This is a genomic window from Lactobacillus sp. B4015 (genome assembly GCF_026536055.1).
In the GTDB taxonomy this organism is placed as follows: domain Bacteria; phylum Bacillota; class Bacilli; order Lactobacillales; family Lactobacillaceae; genus Lactobacillus; species Lactobacillus panisapium.
Window position 1 is genome coordinate 313,228 of the sequence record NZ_JAFNOY010000002.1, and the last position, 15,790, is coordinate 329,017.

12 protein-coding genes are annotated in these 15,790 nt (G+C 37.6%); 11 read left to right on the forward strand and 1 reads right to left on the reverse strand.

The genetic code is table 11. The annotated features are described in order from the left end of the window. The first annotated feature begins 53 nt into the window (after positions 1–53). Positions 54–926 (forward strand): DNA/RNA non-specific endonuclease, encoded by an 873-nt coding sequence (locus J3U71_RS03200; protein WP_267392463.1) that lies wholly within the window; start codon positions 54–56, stop codon positions 924–926. Positions 927–1,158: 232 nt separating this feature from the next. On the opposite strand, the gene J3U71_RS03205 is transcribed toward J3U71_RS03200, so the two are convergent. Further along, positions 1,159–1,989, reverse strand: coding sequence for a helix-turn-helix domain-containing protein (locus J3U71_RS03205; protein ID WP_267392462.1), 831 nt, complete (start codon positions 1,987–1,989; stop codon positions 1,159–1,161). A gap of 788 nt (positions 1,990–2,777) precedes the next feature. Between J3U71_RS03205 and J3U71_RS03210 the strand changes: the two genes are divergently transcribed. The 10 genes from J3U71_RS03210 to J3U71_RS03255 all read left to right on the forward strand — a co-directional run bounded on the left by J3U71_RS03210 (position 2,778) and on the right by J3U71_RS03255 (position 15,506). Then, positions 2,778–3,863, forward strand: a complete 1,086-nt coding sequence (locus tag J3U71_RS03210; RefSeq protein ID WP_220232746.1) for an ABC transporter ATP-binding protein — start codon at positions 2,778–2,780, stop codon at positions 3,861–3,863. Continuing rightward, the gene (locus J3U71_RS03215) at positions 3,863–4,729 is read left to right on the forward strand and encodes a carbohydrate ABC transporter permease (protein WP_103753147.1); all 867 of its coding nucleotides are present in this window, start codon (positions 3,863–3,865) and stop codon (positions 4,727–4,729) included. The genes J3U71_RS03210 and J3U71_RS03215 overlap by 1 nt, the downstream gene beginning before the upstream one ends. After that, positions 4,730–5,554: a carbohydrate ABC transporter permease gene (locus tag J3U71_RS03220; RefSeq protein ID WP_220269151.1), complete on the forward strand. Its 825-nt coding sequence runs from the start codon at positions 4,730–4,732 to the stop codon at positions 5,552–5,554. Further along, positions 5,538–6,833, forward strand: coding sequence for an MBL fold metallo-hydrolase (locus J3U71_RS03225; protein WP_220269152.1), 1,296 nt, complete (start codon positions 5,538–5,540; stop codon positions 6,831–6,833). The genes J3U71_RS03220 and J3U71_RS03225 overlap by 17 nt, the downstream gene beginning before the upstream one ends. Before the next feature lie 48 nt (positions 6,834–6,881). Then, positions 6,882–8,192, forward strand: a complete 1,311-nt coding sequence (locus J3U71_RS03230) for an extracellular solute-binding protein (RefSeq protein ID WP_267392460.1) — start codon at positions 6,882–6,884, stop codon at positions 8,190–8,192. A gap of 278 nt (positions 8,193–8,470) precedes the next feature. Continuing rightward, positions 8,471–9,775, forward strand: coding sequence for an extracellular solute-binding protein (locus J3U71_RS03235; protein ID WP_267392459.1), 1,305 nt, complete (start codon positions 8,471–8,473; stop codon positions 9,773–9,775). A 136-nt stretch (positions 9,776–9,911) separates the two neighbouring features. Next, positions 9,912–10,829 (forward strand): magnesium transporter CorA family protein, encoded by a 918-nt coding sequence (locus J3U71_RS03240; protein WP_103753139.1) that lies wholly within the window; start codon positions 9,912–9,914, stop codon positions 10,827–10,829. A 14-nt stretch (positions 10,830–10,843) separates the two neighbouring features. Then, a complete protein-coding gene (locus J3U71_RS03245; RefSeq protein ID WP_267392458.1) occupies positions 10,844–11,761 on the forward strand; it encodes a serine hydrolase in 918 nt (305 codons plus the stop codon). Positions 11,762–11,933: 172 nt separating this feature from the next. Continuing rightward, entirely contained in the window at positions 11,934–12,488 is a 555-nt protein-coding gene (locus J3U71_RS03250; protein WP_103753137.1) for a TetR/AcrR family transcriptional regulator, read from the forward strand. A gap of 24 nt (positions 12,489–12,512) precedes the next feature. Next, positions 12,513–15,506, forward strand: coding sequence for an MMPL family transporter (locus J3U71_RS03255; RefSeq protein ID WP_267392457.1), 2,994 nt, complete (start codon positions 12,513–12,515; stop codon positions 15,504–15,506). Positions 15,507–15,790 lie beyond the last annotated feature (284 nt).

The following is a 15,790-nucleotide window of genomic DNA, read 5'->3' on the forward strand; positions in this document are numbered from 1 at the left end:
AACAAAAGTTCGATTGGCTATACTTAGTTATTATCAAATAAGGAGCGGATGTAATGGCACGCAGGCGGAGAAGACAAAGCAGAAAGGTAATTAATGGTGACTTTTGGGCGATAGTCATTATTATTTTGTTCTTGCTATGGTTTGTTTCGACTAAAGGCGGTACGGATCCAAGCGGTCGACAGACAATTAATCAAATAACGCGCAATGAGCCAGCAAAGAAAAATAAGATTGAGCAGGCTAAGCCAGCAGCTAAAGTCTACGGTGGTTTGTCACAGCAAGATTATGCTAAACTGGCACAGCTCAATTTTAAGAGTGGTTCTTCAGCTTATATTACGGTTAATAATGACAAGTCAACTTTGATTAAAAACGCATGGCGGGTCAACCGCGTTATTTATTCGAACTTAGATAATCTTAACCGAACATCCCATTCCAATACTGCTTTTTTAGAAAAACGCAACGTTGCCAACGGTAGCTTGCGGGTTCAGCAATTTGTGCAGCCAACTGCTTGGCATTATAATCGCCGCAATGGAACGCAAATATACAACCGCGGCCACTTGATTGCCTATTCCGTTTCTGCGGGGATAGACCAGGAAGGTAATTATAATCCGCGTAACCTTTCAGGAGATCAAAATAATCCCAAAAATTTATTTACGCAGTCCGCTTTTTCCAATCAGCGCATTCAGACGATCTTCGAAAGTCGCGTTCGGACCGCATTGCGGGAAAATAAGCGGGTAATTTACCAGGCGACTCCGATTTTTCGCGGAGAAGAATTGATGGCGCGGGGAATTAACTTGCAAGCCGTATCGACTGATGGTAGTTTAGATTTCAATGTTTATTTATTTAATGTTCAGCCCGGTTTTTCTTTTGATTATAATAATGGACGAGCAAAAATAGACCATGAGATGCTGGTAAAAGAACAATATTAAAGCGTTGCATTTGTGTGCAACGCTTTTTAGTAATGTGAAATAACAGAACAATTTAATTATTGCTACTTGTTACCCCTTAAAATTTAGGTAAAGGTAGGTGAGAACAAAAAACTTAAGGGGACGCGACTTAGAACATGGAATGAATTTTCCCCGAATATAATTCTTTTAATTAAAACGATAAAATATACCCTGCTAAAGGCTATTGCATTGCAATAGCCTTTAGTCTAATTTTTTAGTTTTCGTTAAACCGATCGGCGAACTCCTTTATTTCGGTTTGTAAACCGCGATACACGTCAAGAGCTTCCATTGCTTTCAAAGTATTTAAGCATTTGACAGCTTCTTCTTTATTTTTTTGACAAATGGCTAGACGACCTTTAGCTAAAAATAATTTATCATATCGACAAGTTGCTCTAGCTAATTTACATGCTTTTTGCAAGTCAGGAATTGCTTCAGAGAATTTCCTTTTATGAACGAGAATTACAGCTTTATTGAGTGCAAAACTTTCATTCAATGATTTAAGAAAAGGGTATTTTGTTTCTATTGTATCAATTGCGCGATTTGAAATGCCGATCATTGTTTCTTCATCAAAAACAAAGAAAATCATATTTAAGACATATAAATCTAGGATATTCCAGTTTTCGATTTTAGAAATTCGGTGTTTCCATACAGGTATAATTATTTTTCGCGCTTCAATAATATTTCCTGTTTTAAAAGCCTCAAGAATTGAGGTAATCATTTGAATGTCATCATCATTACTAATTAGTTGGCATCGTTTTAGCAAGGAATCAATCTTTTGATTTTGAGAATTATAAGCAATATTTAGAGTATCGTAAATTATTTGTTCTTTAGGGCTTAAATTATAATTATTTCGAATATAATCAAACTCTTCTTGGGTAATTCCCAGTCGCTTAATCAATAATGAAGCATTCTGATAAGATGGCTCTTCAAGTGAGTTTTCTATCTTGGATAATGTTGTCCGATTTAATAAGTTATTAGAAAGTTCAGCTTGAGTGATCCCACGTGATTTTCTAATTTTTTGTATTGTCTCACCAAAGGTTTTCATTATTTGACCCCCTTTTTATTAGTACTAATGTGAAATAAGCCAACATTTTAATTCGCTGGGATAAATTAGGTACTATTATTTATTTGGTTAAAGGGTATAGTAACATCACTTTGTGAAATAACAGTGAATATATCCTTTATATGTCTAATGTTTAATAGAAAGAGGGCAAAAAAATGTCAATTTCAAACTTTTTTATTTTTTTAGTAGGCTTTAGTGCAATGCACTAATCATTAACAAATCTGAAATAGTACAGACATTAAATGTGTTTTCATTTATATTTAGTCAAGCGGCTTAATTTGTACTGTTATTGGTTGTTAATGAAGTAATAGAATAATTAGTTTGTACTTGTCTAACAAGTATATTCTTACTAACACATCCTTAAAGTGTAATTTAAGGATGTGTTTTTGTATGCGAGAAATAAAAATGCAAATAAAATATACAAGAATATATAAAATAACGAAATCAAGATTTTTGCATGATTAAACTAAAAAGATAAAAATAATAATGAATGTTCGGATTAAATCCTAAGAGGCAAATAAACTCGCAAGAGCAAGTCTTGTGGTTTGATGACGCCTTTTTTGTAGTTTGCAAAATAAGAACATTAATTCTGATTTCTAACAGATAATTAGTAATTCAAGCTTAAAATACGAATAATTAAGAAAAAAAGTGATCTTTCAAGCTTAAACTCCGAATTTTTATTAAGTAAATTAAGTTGTATTCAAGCGATTTTTATCTTAAAATTAGAGGGACAAAAAATTATTTAATACAAGATATAGTGGTGCGAACTTATGGATAACAACAAATTCGTTGAAGTGAAAAATCTCAGAAAGGTTTACGATAATGGGCATGAAGCTATTAAGAATGTCAGCTTTTCTGTCAAAAAGGGGGATCTTGTTTGTCTTCTAGGCCCTTCTGGCTGTGGTAAGACGACAATTTTGAATATGCTGGCAGGTCTGCTTAACCCAACTTCAGGTGAAATTCTCTTTGATGGTAAGTCAGTGGTGAATGTCGAACCTAAAGATCGACATATTGGCTACGTTTTTCAAAACTATGCATTGTATCCTCATATGACTGTCTTGCAAAACGTAATGTTTCCATTAATTGTAGGGAAAAATAAAAAGCCTAAGGCGGAAGCCGAGAAGGTCGCACAAAAATATATGGAACTGACGCAAATTACAGAATTGGCTGATCAAAAGCCAGGCAACTTATCAGGTGGTCAACAGCAACGGGTTGCGATTGCCAGAGCGTTAGTTCAAGAACCCAAAATTTTATTAATGGATGAGCCTTTAAGTAACCTTGATGCAAGATTACGCTTGAAAATTCGAGAAGAGATTCGCGCTCTAGTTAAATCAGTGGGAATTACAACATTGTTTGTTACTCACGATCAAGAAGAAGCGTTATCAATTGGTGATAAAATCATTTTATTTAATGACGGCATTATCCAACAAGATGATTTAGGCCAAAACTTTTACTTGGAGCCAAATAATTACTTCGTAGCTAACTTTGTTGGCAATCCGGTAATTGATAACTTTAAGGTAACTAAAACTGAAAACGAATTAAAAGCTAACGACTTTACTATTCAATTAGCTGATTTAAAACAAGCACGATTTAAACGGGAACTACCTGATGGGGAATACACCTTATCGGTTCGACCAGAAAATGTTGTTCTTGCACCAGATGGTTTCTTGCACGCAACAGTTGATGATATAGAACTAATCGGACGCGAACGAGTATTGAAATTTACTTATGACAACGTTCAAGCACGGTCATTGATTGACTTGGAAGTACCAATCAAGCATGGGGATCAAGTTAATCTGACGATGAAATTGGACCGAGTATTTCTATTTACACCTGATGGAGAGCGGGTTTACTAATGAAAACTAATCAGAAAAAAGCGTGGCTTTTTTTAGCGCCAACAATCATTTTTGTCACTTTGTTTAGTATCTATCCTATCTTGCGGGCTTTTGGCATGAGTTTCCAAAGCGGGTCACTCATTGATTTGACTTGGACGGGATTTAACAACTATAAGTATATTTTTAATGATCCAGAATTCTGGTTGGCAATTAAGAATACTTTGTTATATGCAATAATTTCCGTTCCGGTCGGGTTAGCAATTTCGATTATGCTGGCCTGGATTATTTTTGACAAAGTTAAGCATAAGTCGTTGTTTGAAACAACCTTCTTTATGCCATATGTTACTTCAACTATCGCGATTGGGATTGTCTTCCGTTACATTTTTAACGGTGATTATGGCATGTTGAATTTCTTATTAAGAAGTCTCCATTTGCCAGCACCTGATTGGATTGATGACCCGGCAATGTCACTGACCACGATTATCATTTTTGGTATCTGGTCATCGTTGGCTTTCAATATTGTGATCTTGATGGGTGCACTCAGAAATATTGACCCTAATTTTTATACGATTGCAGATATGTATGGGGCTAGTGGTAAGGATAAGTTCTGGAAGATTACAATGCCAGAATTAGTGCCAACGATTGCCTTTTTACTAACGATGAATATTATTGGGGCATTTAAAATCTACACGTCAGTGTATGCGCTGTTTAACGGGCAAGCTGGAGTCGGTAATTCCGGTACGACGGCAGTCTTTTATATTTACAATAAGTTCCAAACCGTTGGTACTCCGGGAGTGGCCATGGCCGCAACAGTGATCTTATTCCTGATTATTTTATTTGCTACTTTCTTGCAACGCAAAATGATGAAGAAGATAGGAGAAAATTAAATGAAACGAATTCGCTTAGGAGTCATATTCAGTTACATTATTTTGTTCATCTTTGCCTTCATTACGGTTTTTCCATTTATCTACATGATTTTGGGCGGACTAATGAATTTTCAGGAAACAACCTCAATTCCGCCAACGCTCATTCCGCATCATTTCGAATGGGGCAATTATGCGAAAGTCTTCGCTCGGGCGCCATTTGCCAGATACTTTTTCAATACGGTCTTAACCGCCTCAATTACTACGCTGGTCAGCTTATTCAATTCGCTGCTTGGAGCGTTTGCGATGGTTAACTTACGCTTTAAGGGGAAGGGCGTTGTTCAGATGATAATGCTCTCCTTATTGATGGTTCCCGGTGAAGCAATTATCTTTACCAATTACAATACGATTGCACATATGGGTCTACTTAATACCTATATTGGCCTGGTTTTACCATTCTTAACGTCCATCTTTTATATGTATTATTTACAAAGCTACTTTGGTTCCATTTCGGAAACAATTTATAAAGCTGCCATGATTGATGGTGCAAGTGATTGGGACTACATTTGGAAGATTTTGGTGCCAATGTCTAAAAGCGGTCTTTTCACTGTAGGACTTTTGAGCTTTATCTCAGGCTGGAATTCCTTCTTGTGGCCACTACTTGTGACTAACGAAGATACAATGCGTCTTCTTAACAATGGTCTTTCAGCTTTTGCCTCTGATGCAGGTAGTGAAACCCAATTGCAATTGGCTGCGGCAACCTTAACGGTTGTTCCAATCTTAATTTTGTACTTTATCTTTAGAAAGCAAATTATTAAGGGGGTAGTTCGTAATGAACTCAAAGGCTAAGACCACAATTACCTTTTATAACGGTCTGACAACAATTGGCGGACCAATGATTGAAGTGGCTTACCGCCGCTCTCATGTGTTATTTGACCTCGGCGAAGTCTATCGTCCTGAACTTGCTTTACCTGATGAAAAATATGAAACATTGGTCAAGCATCAACTGATTGGGGATGTTCCCAATTTTTACGATCCTGCAATTACGGGTAAACCAATTGACCATGAGCGCTGGGAACATGCGGCAGCATATATGTCACATTTACATCTTGACCACAGTAAGGCAATGAATTTTTTGGCGCCAGAAATTCCACTTTATGCTGGGCCAATTACGGCACAGATGATGCCGGCACTAAATGAACATGGCGATTTCCTTTTGCCAGCCTCTGGCCATTCTTCAAGCTATGTAAGACCAATCATTGCTGCTAAATATCAACAGCCAATCCAAGTCGGTGACATTACGTTGGAAATATGGCCTAGTGACCATGATGCTTATGGGGCAACGGGATTGATTATTACCACCCCGGATAAGCGAATAGCTTACACAGGAGATATCAGGTTGCACGGGTATCATCCTGATTGGGTACACGCCTACTTAGCTGCCGCCAAAAACTGTGATGCACTGATTATTGAAGGTACAGGAGTTTCTTGGCCGGAAGAAAAAAGTGCTGCAAGTAGCGAAGAATTTACTGGTCCCAAAAATGAGCGTGAATTGACTGCTGAAATTGTTCAATTGCAACAAGATAACCCACATAAGCAGATTACTTTTAATACTTACCCAACTAATGTTGAACGGCTATTACGCATTATCGCTGATTCGCCGCGTCAGGTTGTTTTATATGCGCAGCGGGCACATTTGCTTAAGGAAAGTATTGAGCAGAATTACCCCTACTACTACTTGCCAGGGGATAAAATATTCACAGATCTGAAACCGGAATTAGCAGTTTCGTATGATGAACTGTTAAATGATGATCATGAATACCTCTGGCAAGCAGTTGGGAATTATGCCAATTTGCAAAAAGGCGGAATCTATATTCACTCTAACGCTGAACCGTTAGGTGATTTTGATCCGGCATATAAGCCTTTCTTGCAAGATTTAGCCCATAATGAAATTGAGTTCAAAGACTTGCGTTGTTCCGGTCATGCAGACGAAATGGAACTCAAAGAAATTATTAAAGAGGTTCAACCAGCAAAATTGATTCCGGTGCACACATTGCATCCGGAGCTGGAAGAGAACCCATTCGGAGAACGGATTTTACCGAAGCGTAATGAAACAATCACGCTTTAGTTAATCAAAAAATTGTTGTTTAGTTTTTATTTTTGGGAGGTTTACCAAATGAAGTTTAGTAAGAAGCTTGCTGCAGCATTTGCTGTTGGTTTGACACTGGTAGGTACTGCTGCTTGTTCGAATGGTGGAAATAGTTCTTCATCATCATCGTCTAGTAGTTCAGCTAAGATTACCAAGGTGAAAAAGAATACGACTATTGTATTTTGGCATGGTATGCCAGGCGTTCAGCAAGAAACCTTAAAGGAATTGACCAAGGAATTCGAAAAGGATAATCCAAAGATTAAGGTCAAATTGGAAAATCAAGGTGCATACCCTGACTTGCAGGCAAAGATTAATTCAACTTTGCAATCGCCAAGCAACTTGCCAACCATTACGCAGGCATATCCTGACTGGCTTTACACAGCAGCCAAGAACAAAATGCTTGTCAACATGACACCATACATTAACAGCAAAGAAGTGGGCTGGGGAAGTAGTAAAGCTTCTGATATTAAAACTGCCCTTTTAGATGGTGCCAAGATTGAAGGTACACAATACGGTATTCCATTTAACAAGTCGATTGAAACTTTGACTTATAATGCTGATATATTCAAGAAGTACGGTATTAAGAAGGCTCCTACAACAATGGCTGAATTGAAGGAGGATGCTGAAACAATCTACAAGAAGAGTAATCACAAAGTTGTTGGTGCTGGCTTTGATTCATTATCAAATTACTACACTTTGGGAATGAAAAACGAAGGTGTCGACTTCTCAAGCAAGATTGACTTTGCTGGTGCTACTTCGAAGAAAGTAATTAATTACTATGCTAACGGTATTAAGGCCGGTTACTTTAGAGTAGCTGGTTCAGAACACTATCTTTCAGGACCATTTGCTAACCAAAAGGTGGCAATGTTTATTGGTACTTCAGCTGGTGAAGGTTTCGTTAAGCAAGGCGTTGGCAACAAGTTTACTTATGATGTTGCTCCTCGTCCTGGCAAATACACAATGTCACAAGGTACAGACATTTACATGTTTAACCATGCTTCTGCAGACCAAAAAGCAGCTGCATTTACTTACATTAAGTTTTTAGTTTCAAAATCTAGTCAACTTAAGTGGGCTAACGCAACTGGCTACATTCCAGTTAACAATGCTGCCGCTGATTCAGCTGAATACAAGGATACTAAGAAGATTAAGCTTCCAGCTAAGTTAGAAGATGCAATGAAGAACCTCTACAGTGTTCCAGTTGTTAAGGATGCTGGTGCTGCATATGGTCAACTTAATCCAATTATGCAAAATATTTTAGCTGCTGCCCAGAAGAAGCAAAATGTGAATAGTGCAATTAATTCAGGCAAAGCAAAATTTGATGCTGCTTGGAAACAATAAAAACTAAATAGCAAGATTACTTAAAAAGGATTTGTCGTAGGCGATAAATCCTTTTTTGTTTATCAAAGTAAGGAATTAGAACGAAATACGGCTAATTTTAGTCAAATTGATCTAAAGCCGAACTATTTTTACTAAAATAATAAATAAACGAAATAAAACCGAATTTTTCAGTTAATTTTTATTGTAATCTTACTTTTCATGCTATACAATAAATAAGAATTAAATGATCAACTATTTATTGTTGGTTAAACCAGTATTTTGGAGGAAAAATAGAAAAAATGAAATTTGGTAAGAAGCTAGCTGCAATTGCTGTGGCCGGTTTGGCTTTAGTAGGAACTGCTGCTTGCTCAAACAATAATTCATCTTCAACATCAACATCAAATAAGATTCCTAAGGTAACAAAGAAAACTACGGTGGTCTTCTGGCACGGAATGCAGGGAGCTCAAGCCGATACATTAAAGAGTCTTGCAAAAGAGTTTGAAGCCAAGAATTCTAATATTAAAATCAAGTTGGAACAACAAGGAAATTACGATGATTTGCAGGCAAAACTGAATTCGACGATGCAATCACCGAAGAACCTGCCAACAATTACCCAAGCTTATCCTGGTTGGCTTGAAAGTGCCGCTAAAAATAACATGTTGGTCAATTTAACTCCTTACATTAATAACCATGATGTTGGTTGGGGGAGTTCAGCTGCTTCAGGAATTAAAGCCGATATGCTTAATGGCGCTAAAATTAACGGCAAGCAATACGGTATTCCGTTTAATAAATCAACTGAAGTCTTGATTTATAATCCTGCAATGCTTAAAAAGTACGGTGTAACCAAAGTACCAACCACAATGGCAGAATTAAAACAGGCTGCGCAAACAATTTACCAGAAGAGTAATCATCAGGTGACCGGTGCCGGCTTTGATGATCTTGATAACTACTACGTGTTGGGCATGAAGAACGAGGGCCAAGATTTTTCTAGTAAGATTGATTTTACCGGCAAGGCTTCCAAAAAAGTGCTTAATTATTATGTAGCTGGTGAAAAAGCAGGCTACTTCAGAATGGCTGGTTCTGATAAGTACTTATACATTCCATTCACAAATAACAAGTTAGCGATGTTTGTGACCTCATCTTCAACAGAAACTTGGATTAAGCAGGCGGCAAGAAAAGGTTTTACCTACGAAGTTGCAGCACGTCCAAGCAAGTATACGATGCAGCAGGGAACCGATATTTACATGTTTAATCAGGCAAGTGCAATGCAAAAAGCTGCGGCCTTTAAGTTCATGAAGTTCCTGTCCTCGAAGCAAAGTCAGATTAAGTGGGCCAAAAAGACGGGCTATATTCCTGTTAATGAGGATGCAACTAAGTCTACGGAATACAAGTCAATTAAGCAGTTTAAATTGCCAGCAAAATTAGAGACAATCTGGTCAACTAATTCACTTTACAGTGTTCCGGTTATTAAGGACTCAAGTGCCACTTTTAGCCAATTGACGCCAATTATGCAATCAATTCTTTCTGCGGCTCAGAAAAATAGAAATGTGAACAAGGCTATTAATACTGGAAAGACCAAGTTTGATGCAGCTTGGAAACAATAATCATTAATTGACAGAAATAAAAAGCAGGTTTTTACACCTGTTTTTTTATTTATCGTTTTTCACATGAATGGTAAAATAAAAGAACATTAATATGACTTTTTGCGTCTATTAATTCATCAACCTAGGGGTGAAGAAAATGATTAAAGAACAGAAATTTCCGGTGGCAACCAAGTATCGGTGGTTTGACATTAGTAATCTAAGTGAAGATGACAGTAATACATTACAGGACGAGTTTAATTTTACGCCTGATATGATTTCTTACATTTCTGACCGTCATGAGCGCCCGCACTATGATTACGATACCCATACGCATATCCACTTGATGGTTTATGATGTACCAATTTGGCCTACTAAAACAATTAAGCACTTTACATCACATCCGGTTACTTTTTTGGTCTCGGGTGAGAATATCTTTACTTTTCACACTGAATCAACCAGTTACGTTTTTGATGAATTCAATGATTTAGCAATGAGACGTGAATTGTCGACGGCACAAGATGTAACGGAATTATTGATGAAATTTCTGTTATTTTTATCGCAATACTTTCAGCGAGCAGTTACACAGTTAGATGTACAGCGGAATACGCTTGATCAAAAATTATCAGATGACATTGATAATAAAGATTTAGTTGAATTATCAAGTATTGAAAAAAGTTTGGTCTACTTATCCAGTTCAATTCAAACCAATTTAATGATGCTGCACAGTTTAAAATTGTCGGAATTGGATTTCACTAAGCCGGCACGCGAGCGGCTGGACGATGTTTTAATTGAATCAAATCAGTCAGCAGAAATGGTTAAGATTTCGCAGCAAGTAACGCAAACTCTCTCGGCAACATCCAATAACATGATGAACAATAACCTAAACGACACGATGAAATTCCTCACGGTGTGGTCACTAGTTTTGACTATTCCGACTATTCTAACGGGTTTTTACGGGATGAATGTTAGCTTACCAGTAAGTCATAATTCGTCTGATTGGATTGCAATCATGTTGATCACGATTCTTTTAATGGTCTGGTTGATTGTATTAATGAAACGACATCATTTCTTCTAAATTGAGGCAAAAAAATGAAAAATAAAGTCCTCATCGGCTCTTTAATAACAACATTACTAGCATTTATGTTGTATTCGGTTAACATTAAGCGAGTAGAGAATTCGCAAGTTCAAATTGTAAATCAAAAAAATACCACCAATAAGTCTAAGGGTAAAACTGCCCATGAACCAAAAATGGCAGCAGTTGAATATCCCAATCACATTAAAGTTGCTTCTGGCAGTAATCAGGATTGGTCAAAGCAAATTGAAAAGGTGATGGGAAAAGATCAAAGCTATCAAGTTAGTGTTCAAGACTTGAATTCAGATAAATTTGCGCGGTTATCAAATACTGCAAAAGCACATGAAGTTGGTGCTACGGGTAACCTCTTTTTGCTTGCGGCTATTTACTATCAGGAGCAACATGGTAAACTGAGTGACCATACTGCGATTAAGGTAAAAAAAGCGGATCGCGCCAAGGGCGAAAAAATGCTTAAACCCGGAATTGCATATGGCGTTACCTTTTTAAAGCAGACTTTAATGCGTAAAAATAAGACTGCTGGGAATGCTTTAACAAGAAAAGTTAAGCCCGCTAAAATCAATGAAGTAGCGCATAAAATGGGTGCGACCAACACCAAATTCGGTGAGCATTATTCGGCTGGCCCGGTGGCCACAACAACGGCTGCTGACTTAGCTGCAGTGATGAACAATCTGTACCAAAATAAAACTTTGAATCGGCAATATGCCAATATGGCGCTGGGTTCACTTAGTCTAACTGGTAAAAAGCCCAAGATTGTGGCACAAACTAACGGTGCAACCATTTATGCCATTGGTGATAGCAGAGCAAACGTTGCACTTGTGCAAAGTCACGGTCACGCATACTGTGTGAGCGTCTGGGCTAGTTCTGACCGCAGTTTTAGTAATTTAGGTAAAACAGTTAACGGCTTTTTTAAGTAAAATAAACTAATTAATCCAAGTTTTTGGATTTTTTTATGTCCAAAAAAGTCTTGTATCACAGGCCTTCACCTAACTCTTAGCAAAAAAATAATAATAATTTACACTTTGTAGATTGTAATCTTCAAACTGTAGTGCTATATTGTTCACTATGCTGTTATAAGGAGGGGTGAATTTGGTTAAAAAGAGAAGCCTCGATCTTGATAAGGTGATTGCGAAGGCGACGGAGCTGATTGGTCAAAAAGGACTTTCTGCGACTACTCTGCCGAACCTAGCTAAAGAGTTAGGCGTTCGTTCACAGTCACTCTATCACTATGTTTCAGGTCGTAAGCAATTATTATCACTTGTTGGTGCAAGCAGGATTAAGATATTAAGTAAAAAGCTGGTTGAAAATCTGATGGGCATTGCAGGAGAGGAAGCTTTACTGAGATTTGCGGATATTGTACGTAATTTTATTTTGAATGATCCCGCACTTTTTAGTATTCTTTATCACCTGAATGAGTATAAACCCGAAGATGCTATCACTAAGGAAATCATGAATGTAATCGCATTGGCCGATAAATTGAATTTAAGAAGTGACAGTACTGTTTCACTTCATTCTTTAATCGGTGCGGTATTAGGATATGTTTTTCTAGACGTATCAGCATCTTTTGAGAATGAAACTAGTAAAGAGGCCGATCAAGGTTACCATGATTTGATTCTCAAATTAGTTCAGCCAAAAAATATTTAATTAAGAATAGAGAGGAAAAGCAGAGTGCAAAAACTATTAAAGAACCATATTTTTTCATTCATTGCATGGATTTTAATTTTAATTATTTCTGTTGTGGCTTTGCCAGATGTTACCGGATTAACGCGTGAGCACTCAAATATTTCCTTGCCGCAAGATGTTCAGAGCGAGGTCGCTAAGTCAATTCAAAATGATTGGGGACCTAAGCAAAAGGACACTTATCAAATAGCAGTTGTCTTCAACAAGGAAAAAGGCAAATTAACCGCAGATGATAAAAACGCAATCAATGAAACGATTGACCAATTAAAAGAAAACAAGAGTAAGTACGGTATTAAGATGGTCATGGCACCGGATGATAATATCGCAACGAAAAAGCAATTGCAGTCCAAGGACGACAAAGCCTGGATTTTGCAGCTTAATGTTGCGAAAAAGCATGGTCCGGTCAATGATGTTGAACAAGAGCTGAATAAAGCTGTTAAAACAACGGGAATTCGGACTTATGTTACGGGAGCCGATGTTTTACAGAATTCCTTTTCAAATTCAATCCAAGAAGGGATAAAGAAAACAGAGGTTATTACTGTCATCTTTATCTTTATCGTATTAGTGATTGTATTTAAGTCACCAATTGTGCCACTGATTTCGTTATTAACAGTTGGGGTGTCTTTCATTACCGCCTTTTCAATTGTTACTAACTTAGTGAAGTTCCAAAACTTCCCATTTTCAAACTTTACACAGGTCTTCATGATTATTGTTTTGTTCGGAATTGGTACGGACTACAATATTCTTTTGTATGATAAGTTTAAAGAAGATTTGGGGAAGGGAATGGATCGCTATGAAGCGATGAAAAGCTCCCTCAAAGTTGCTGGGAAAACTATTCTATATTCGGGCTCATCTATCCTGATTGGATTTTCAGCCCTAAGCTTAGCTAACTTCTCCATTTACCAATCAGCAGTTGGTGTGGCAGTTGGTGTAGCAATCTTATTAATTGTTTTATTAACCTTGAACCCATTCTTTATGGCTGTTTTAGGTGAAAAAATGTTCTGGCCAGTTAAGAAATTTACTGGTGAACAAGAAGATAAACTATGGCATGGTATTTCTAAGGGAACACTAGCACACCCAATTATTTACTTAATTGTTCTTGCTGTTGTGGTAACTCCATTTGCTTTGATGTACTCAGGTCATTTAAATTATGATGATACCGACGAAATTGATAACGAAGAGCCAGCAAAAGCAGGGATGCGTGTAGTTCAAAAGCACTTCTCAGCTGGTATGGCTGAGCCTTCTACTTTGTATATCAAGAGTAATCATCGTCTTGATAACGAAGCGGACTTGCGCTTAATCGATCAACTAACGAGACAATTAAAGTCCTCAGGGGATGTCTCACTAGTAACTTCTGTCACCCAACCTTATGGTGAAGAAATTGATCAGCTTTATGTTAAAAATCAATTGAACACTGTTAATCAAGGGGTTGACCAGGCGCGTGCTGGTCTAGGTAAACTAAGTAAAGCAAGTAAGAAGTTAGCTAATGGTGCAAGCCAATTAGCCGACGGTACTAGTCAATTACAGGATGGAACAGGTAAGCTTCAGAGCGGAGCTAACCAGTTACAAAGTGGCACTAGCCAATTACAAAGTGGTGCTGGTCAATTGCAAAGCGGCTCCGGCCGTTTACAAAGCGGCACTGCTCAGATGACTAGCGGCTTAAACCAATTAAATTCGCAGCTATCTGCAGGTTCTCAAGGAATTGCAGCCGCACAATCAAATACTAAAGCTGCACTTGAAAAGAGCTATAAGGCTAATCTGGCACAAAGCATTAATAGAGTTCCCGGATTAACGCCACAACAAAAGATGGCCGCCATGCAAGCAGCTGGCGCAGCTCTTGAAAAATCATGGTCGCAAGTTTCGGCTTCTATGCCAAACGTCTCGGGCCAAATGGGTCAATTGCAATCAGGTGTAGGCAGATTAGCCTCTGCATCTGGTCAATTGAATTCAGGTGCTACCACATTAAACGGTGGTGTCGGTCAACTAAATTCAAATCTTGGTAAATTAAATTCAAGTGTAGGCCAGTTTAGCTCCAGTATTGGTCAACTAAATTCAAGTGTTGGTCAGTTAAATACCGGTGCAGGTCAACTTGCAACAGGAACGCCTAAATTAACTTCAGGTGTTGATGAAGTTAACAGCGGCTTAGGCCAAGGAGCAGCTTACTTAACGGGTCTTGCTAGCTCATCTGCAGCAGATAGTTTTTACATTCCGAAGGAATTTATCAAAAATGATACTTTCCAGACTTCAGTTGATAACTACCTTAGTCCAGATAAAAAATCAGCAATGATTATGATTGTCTTTAATTCAAACCCGAGCGGAACTGAAGCAACGGAAAAAGCGCAGGAGCTTAGTTCAATGGCTAAGAAGTCATTGCAAGGAAGTCGATTAGGTAAAGCAACGATTGCCATGGGTGGTGAAAGTTCCAACATTGCCGATATTAAGGATATTGCTAATAAAGACTTTATTAGAACAGCTGCAATTATGTTGATCGGAATTGGCATTGCGTTAATCTTTGTCACTCGTTCATTGCTGCAACCAGTTTATATTCTGGGCACGCTTCTCATTGCTTACTTCTGCTCATTATCAATTACTGAATGGGTTGTAAAAGCTACAATGGGCAAGGACTTATTAACTTGGAATACGCCATTCTTTGGTTTCATTATGTTAATTGCCCTCGGAGTTGACTACAGTATCTTCCTCATGACACGTTACCGTGCAATTGAAGGTAATAAGCCAAGTGAAAGAATGCTTAAAGCTTGTGGTATTATCGGAACAGTTGTTGTTTCAGCCGCAATTATTCTAGGCGGTACTTTTGCAGCCTTAATTCCATCAGGAATTCCAACTTTGATTGAGGTTGCATTAGCAGTAATTATTGGTTTGATTATTCTCGTCTTCATCATGCCAATTACCTTATCTGCAGCAGTTAAGCTGACTTATGAAGGTGTTCATTGGAAAAAGAAGAGTAGACGAGTAAAAGGCTAAATAACCTGAAACAGAAAGATTGATTTTTCAAATTGAGGGGTCAGTCTTTTTTTGTTTACCTTTAAAACCCAGGCTGTACTTGATAATATGGCAGTTTTGCAATTAGATAAATAATGAAATACAATTAAGTAATAAATGAAAAAATTAATCTAATGGAGGAAAGAGTCATGTCAAGAATAGTTGTTATTAGGTAACGCAAATTAGCATTGATGACTTTTTTTATCAAACGCTAATAGTGGCACCTACTAGTTTAACGATCGTTAACTTAATATCTAGGAGGGTAG

Excerpts from the sequence above, each read along its gene's own strand:
- J3U71_RS03200 (WP_267392463.1), top strand. The coding sequence starts at position 54 with ATGGCACGCAGGCGGAGAAGACAAAGCAGAAAGGTAATTAATGGTGAC.
- J3U71_RS03205 (WP_267392462.1), bottom strand. The coding sequence starts at position 1,989 with ATGAAAACCTTTGGTGAGACAATACAAAAAATTAGAAAATCACGTGGG.
- J3U71_RS03210 (WP_220232746.1), top strand. The coding sequence starts at position 2,778 with ATGGATAACAACAAATTCGTTGAAGTGAAAAATCTCAGAAAGGTTTAC.
- J3U71_RS03215 (WP_103753147.1), top strand. The coding sequence starts at position 3,863 with ATGAAAACTAATCAGAAAAAAGCGTGGCTTTTTTTAGCGCCAACAATC.
- J3U71_RS03220 (WP_220269151.1), top strand. The coding sequence starts at position 4,730 with ATGAAACGAATTCGCTTAGGAGTCATATTCAGTTACATTATTTTGTTC.
- J3U71_RS03225 (WP_220269152.1), top strand. The coding sequence starts at position 5,538 with ATGAACTCAAAGGCTAAGACCACAATTACCTTTTATAACGGTCTGACA.
- J3U71_RS03230 (WP_267392460.1), top strand. The coding sequence starts at position 6,882 with ATGAAGTTTAGTAAGAAGCTTGCTGCAGCATTTGCTGTTGGTTTGACA.
- J3U71_RS03235 (WP_267392459.1), top strand. The coding sequence starts at position 8,471 with ATGAAATTTGGTAAGAAGCTAGCTGCAATTGCTGTGGCCGGTTTGGCT.
- J3U71_RS03240 (WP_103753139.1), top strand. The coding sequence starts at position 9,912 with ATGATTAAAGAACAGAAATTTCCGGTGGCAACCAAGTATCGGTGGTTT.
- J3U71_RS03245 (WP_267392458.1), top strand. The coding sequence starts at position 10,844 with ATGAAAAATAAAGTCCTCATCGGCTCTTTAATAACAACATTACTAGCA.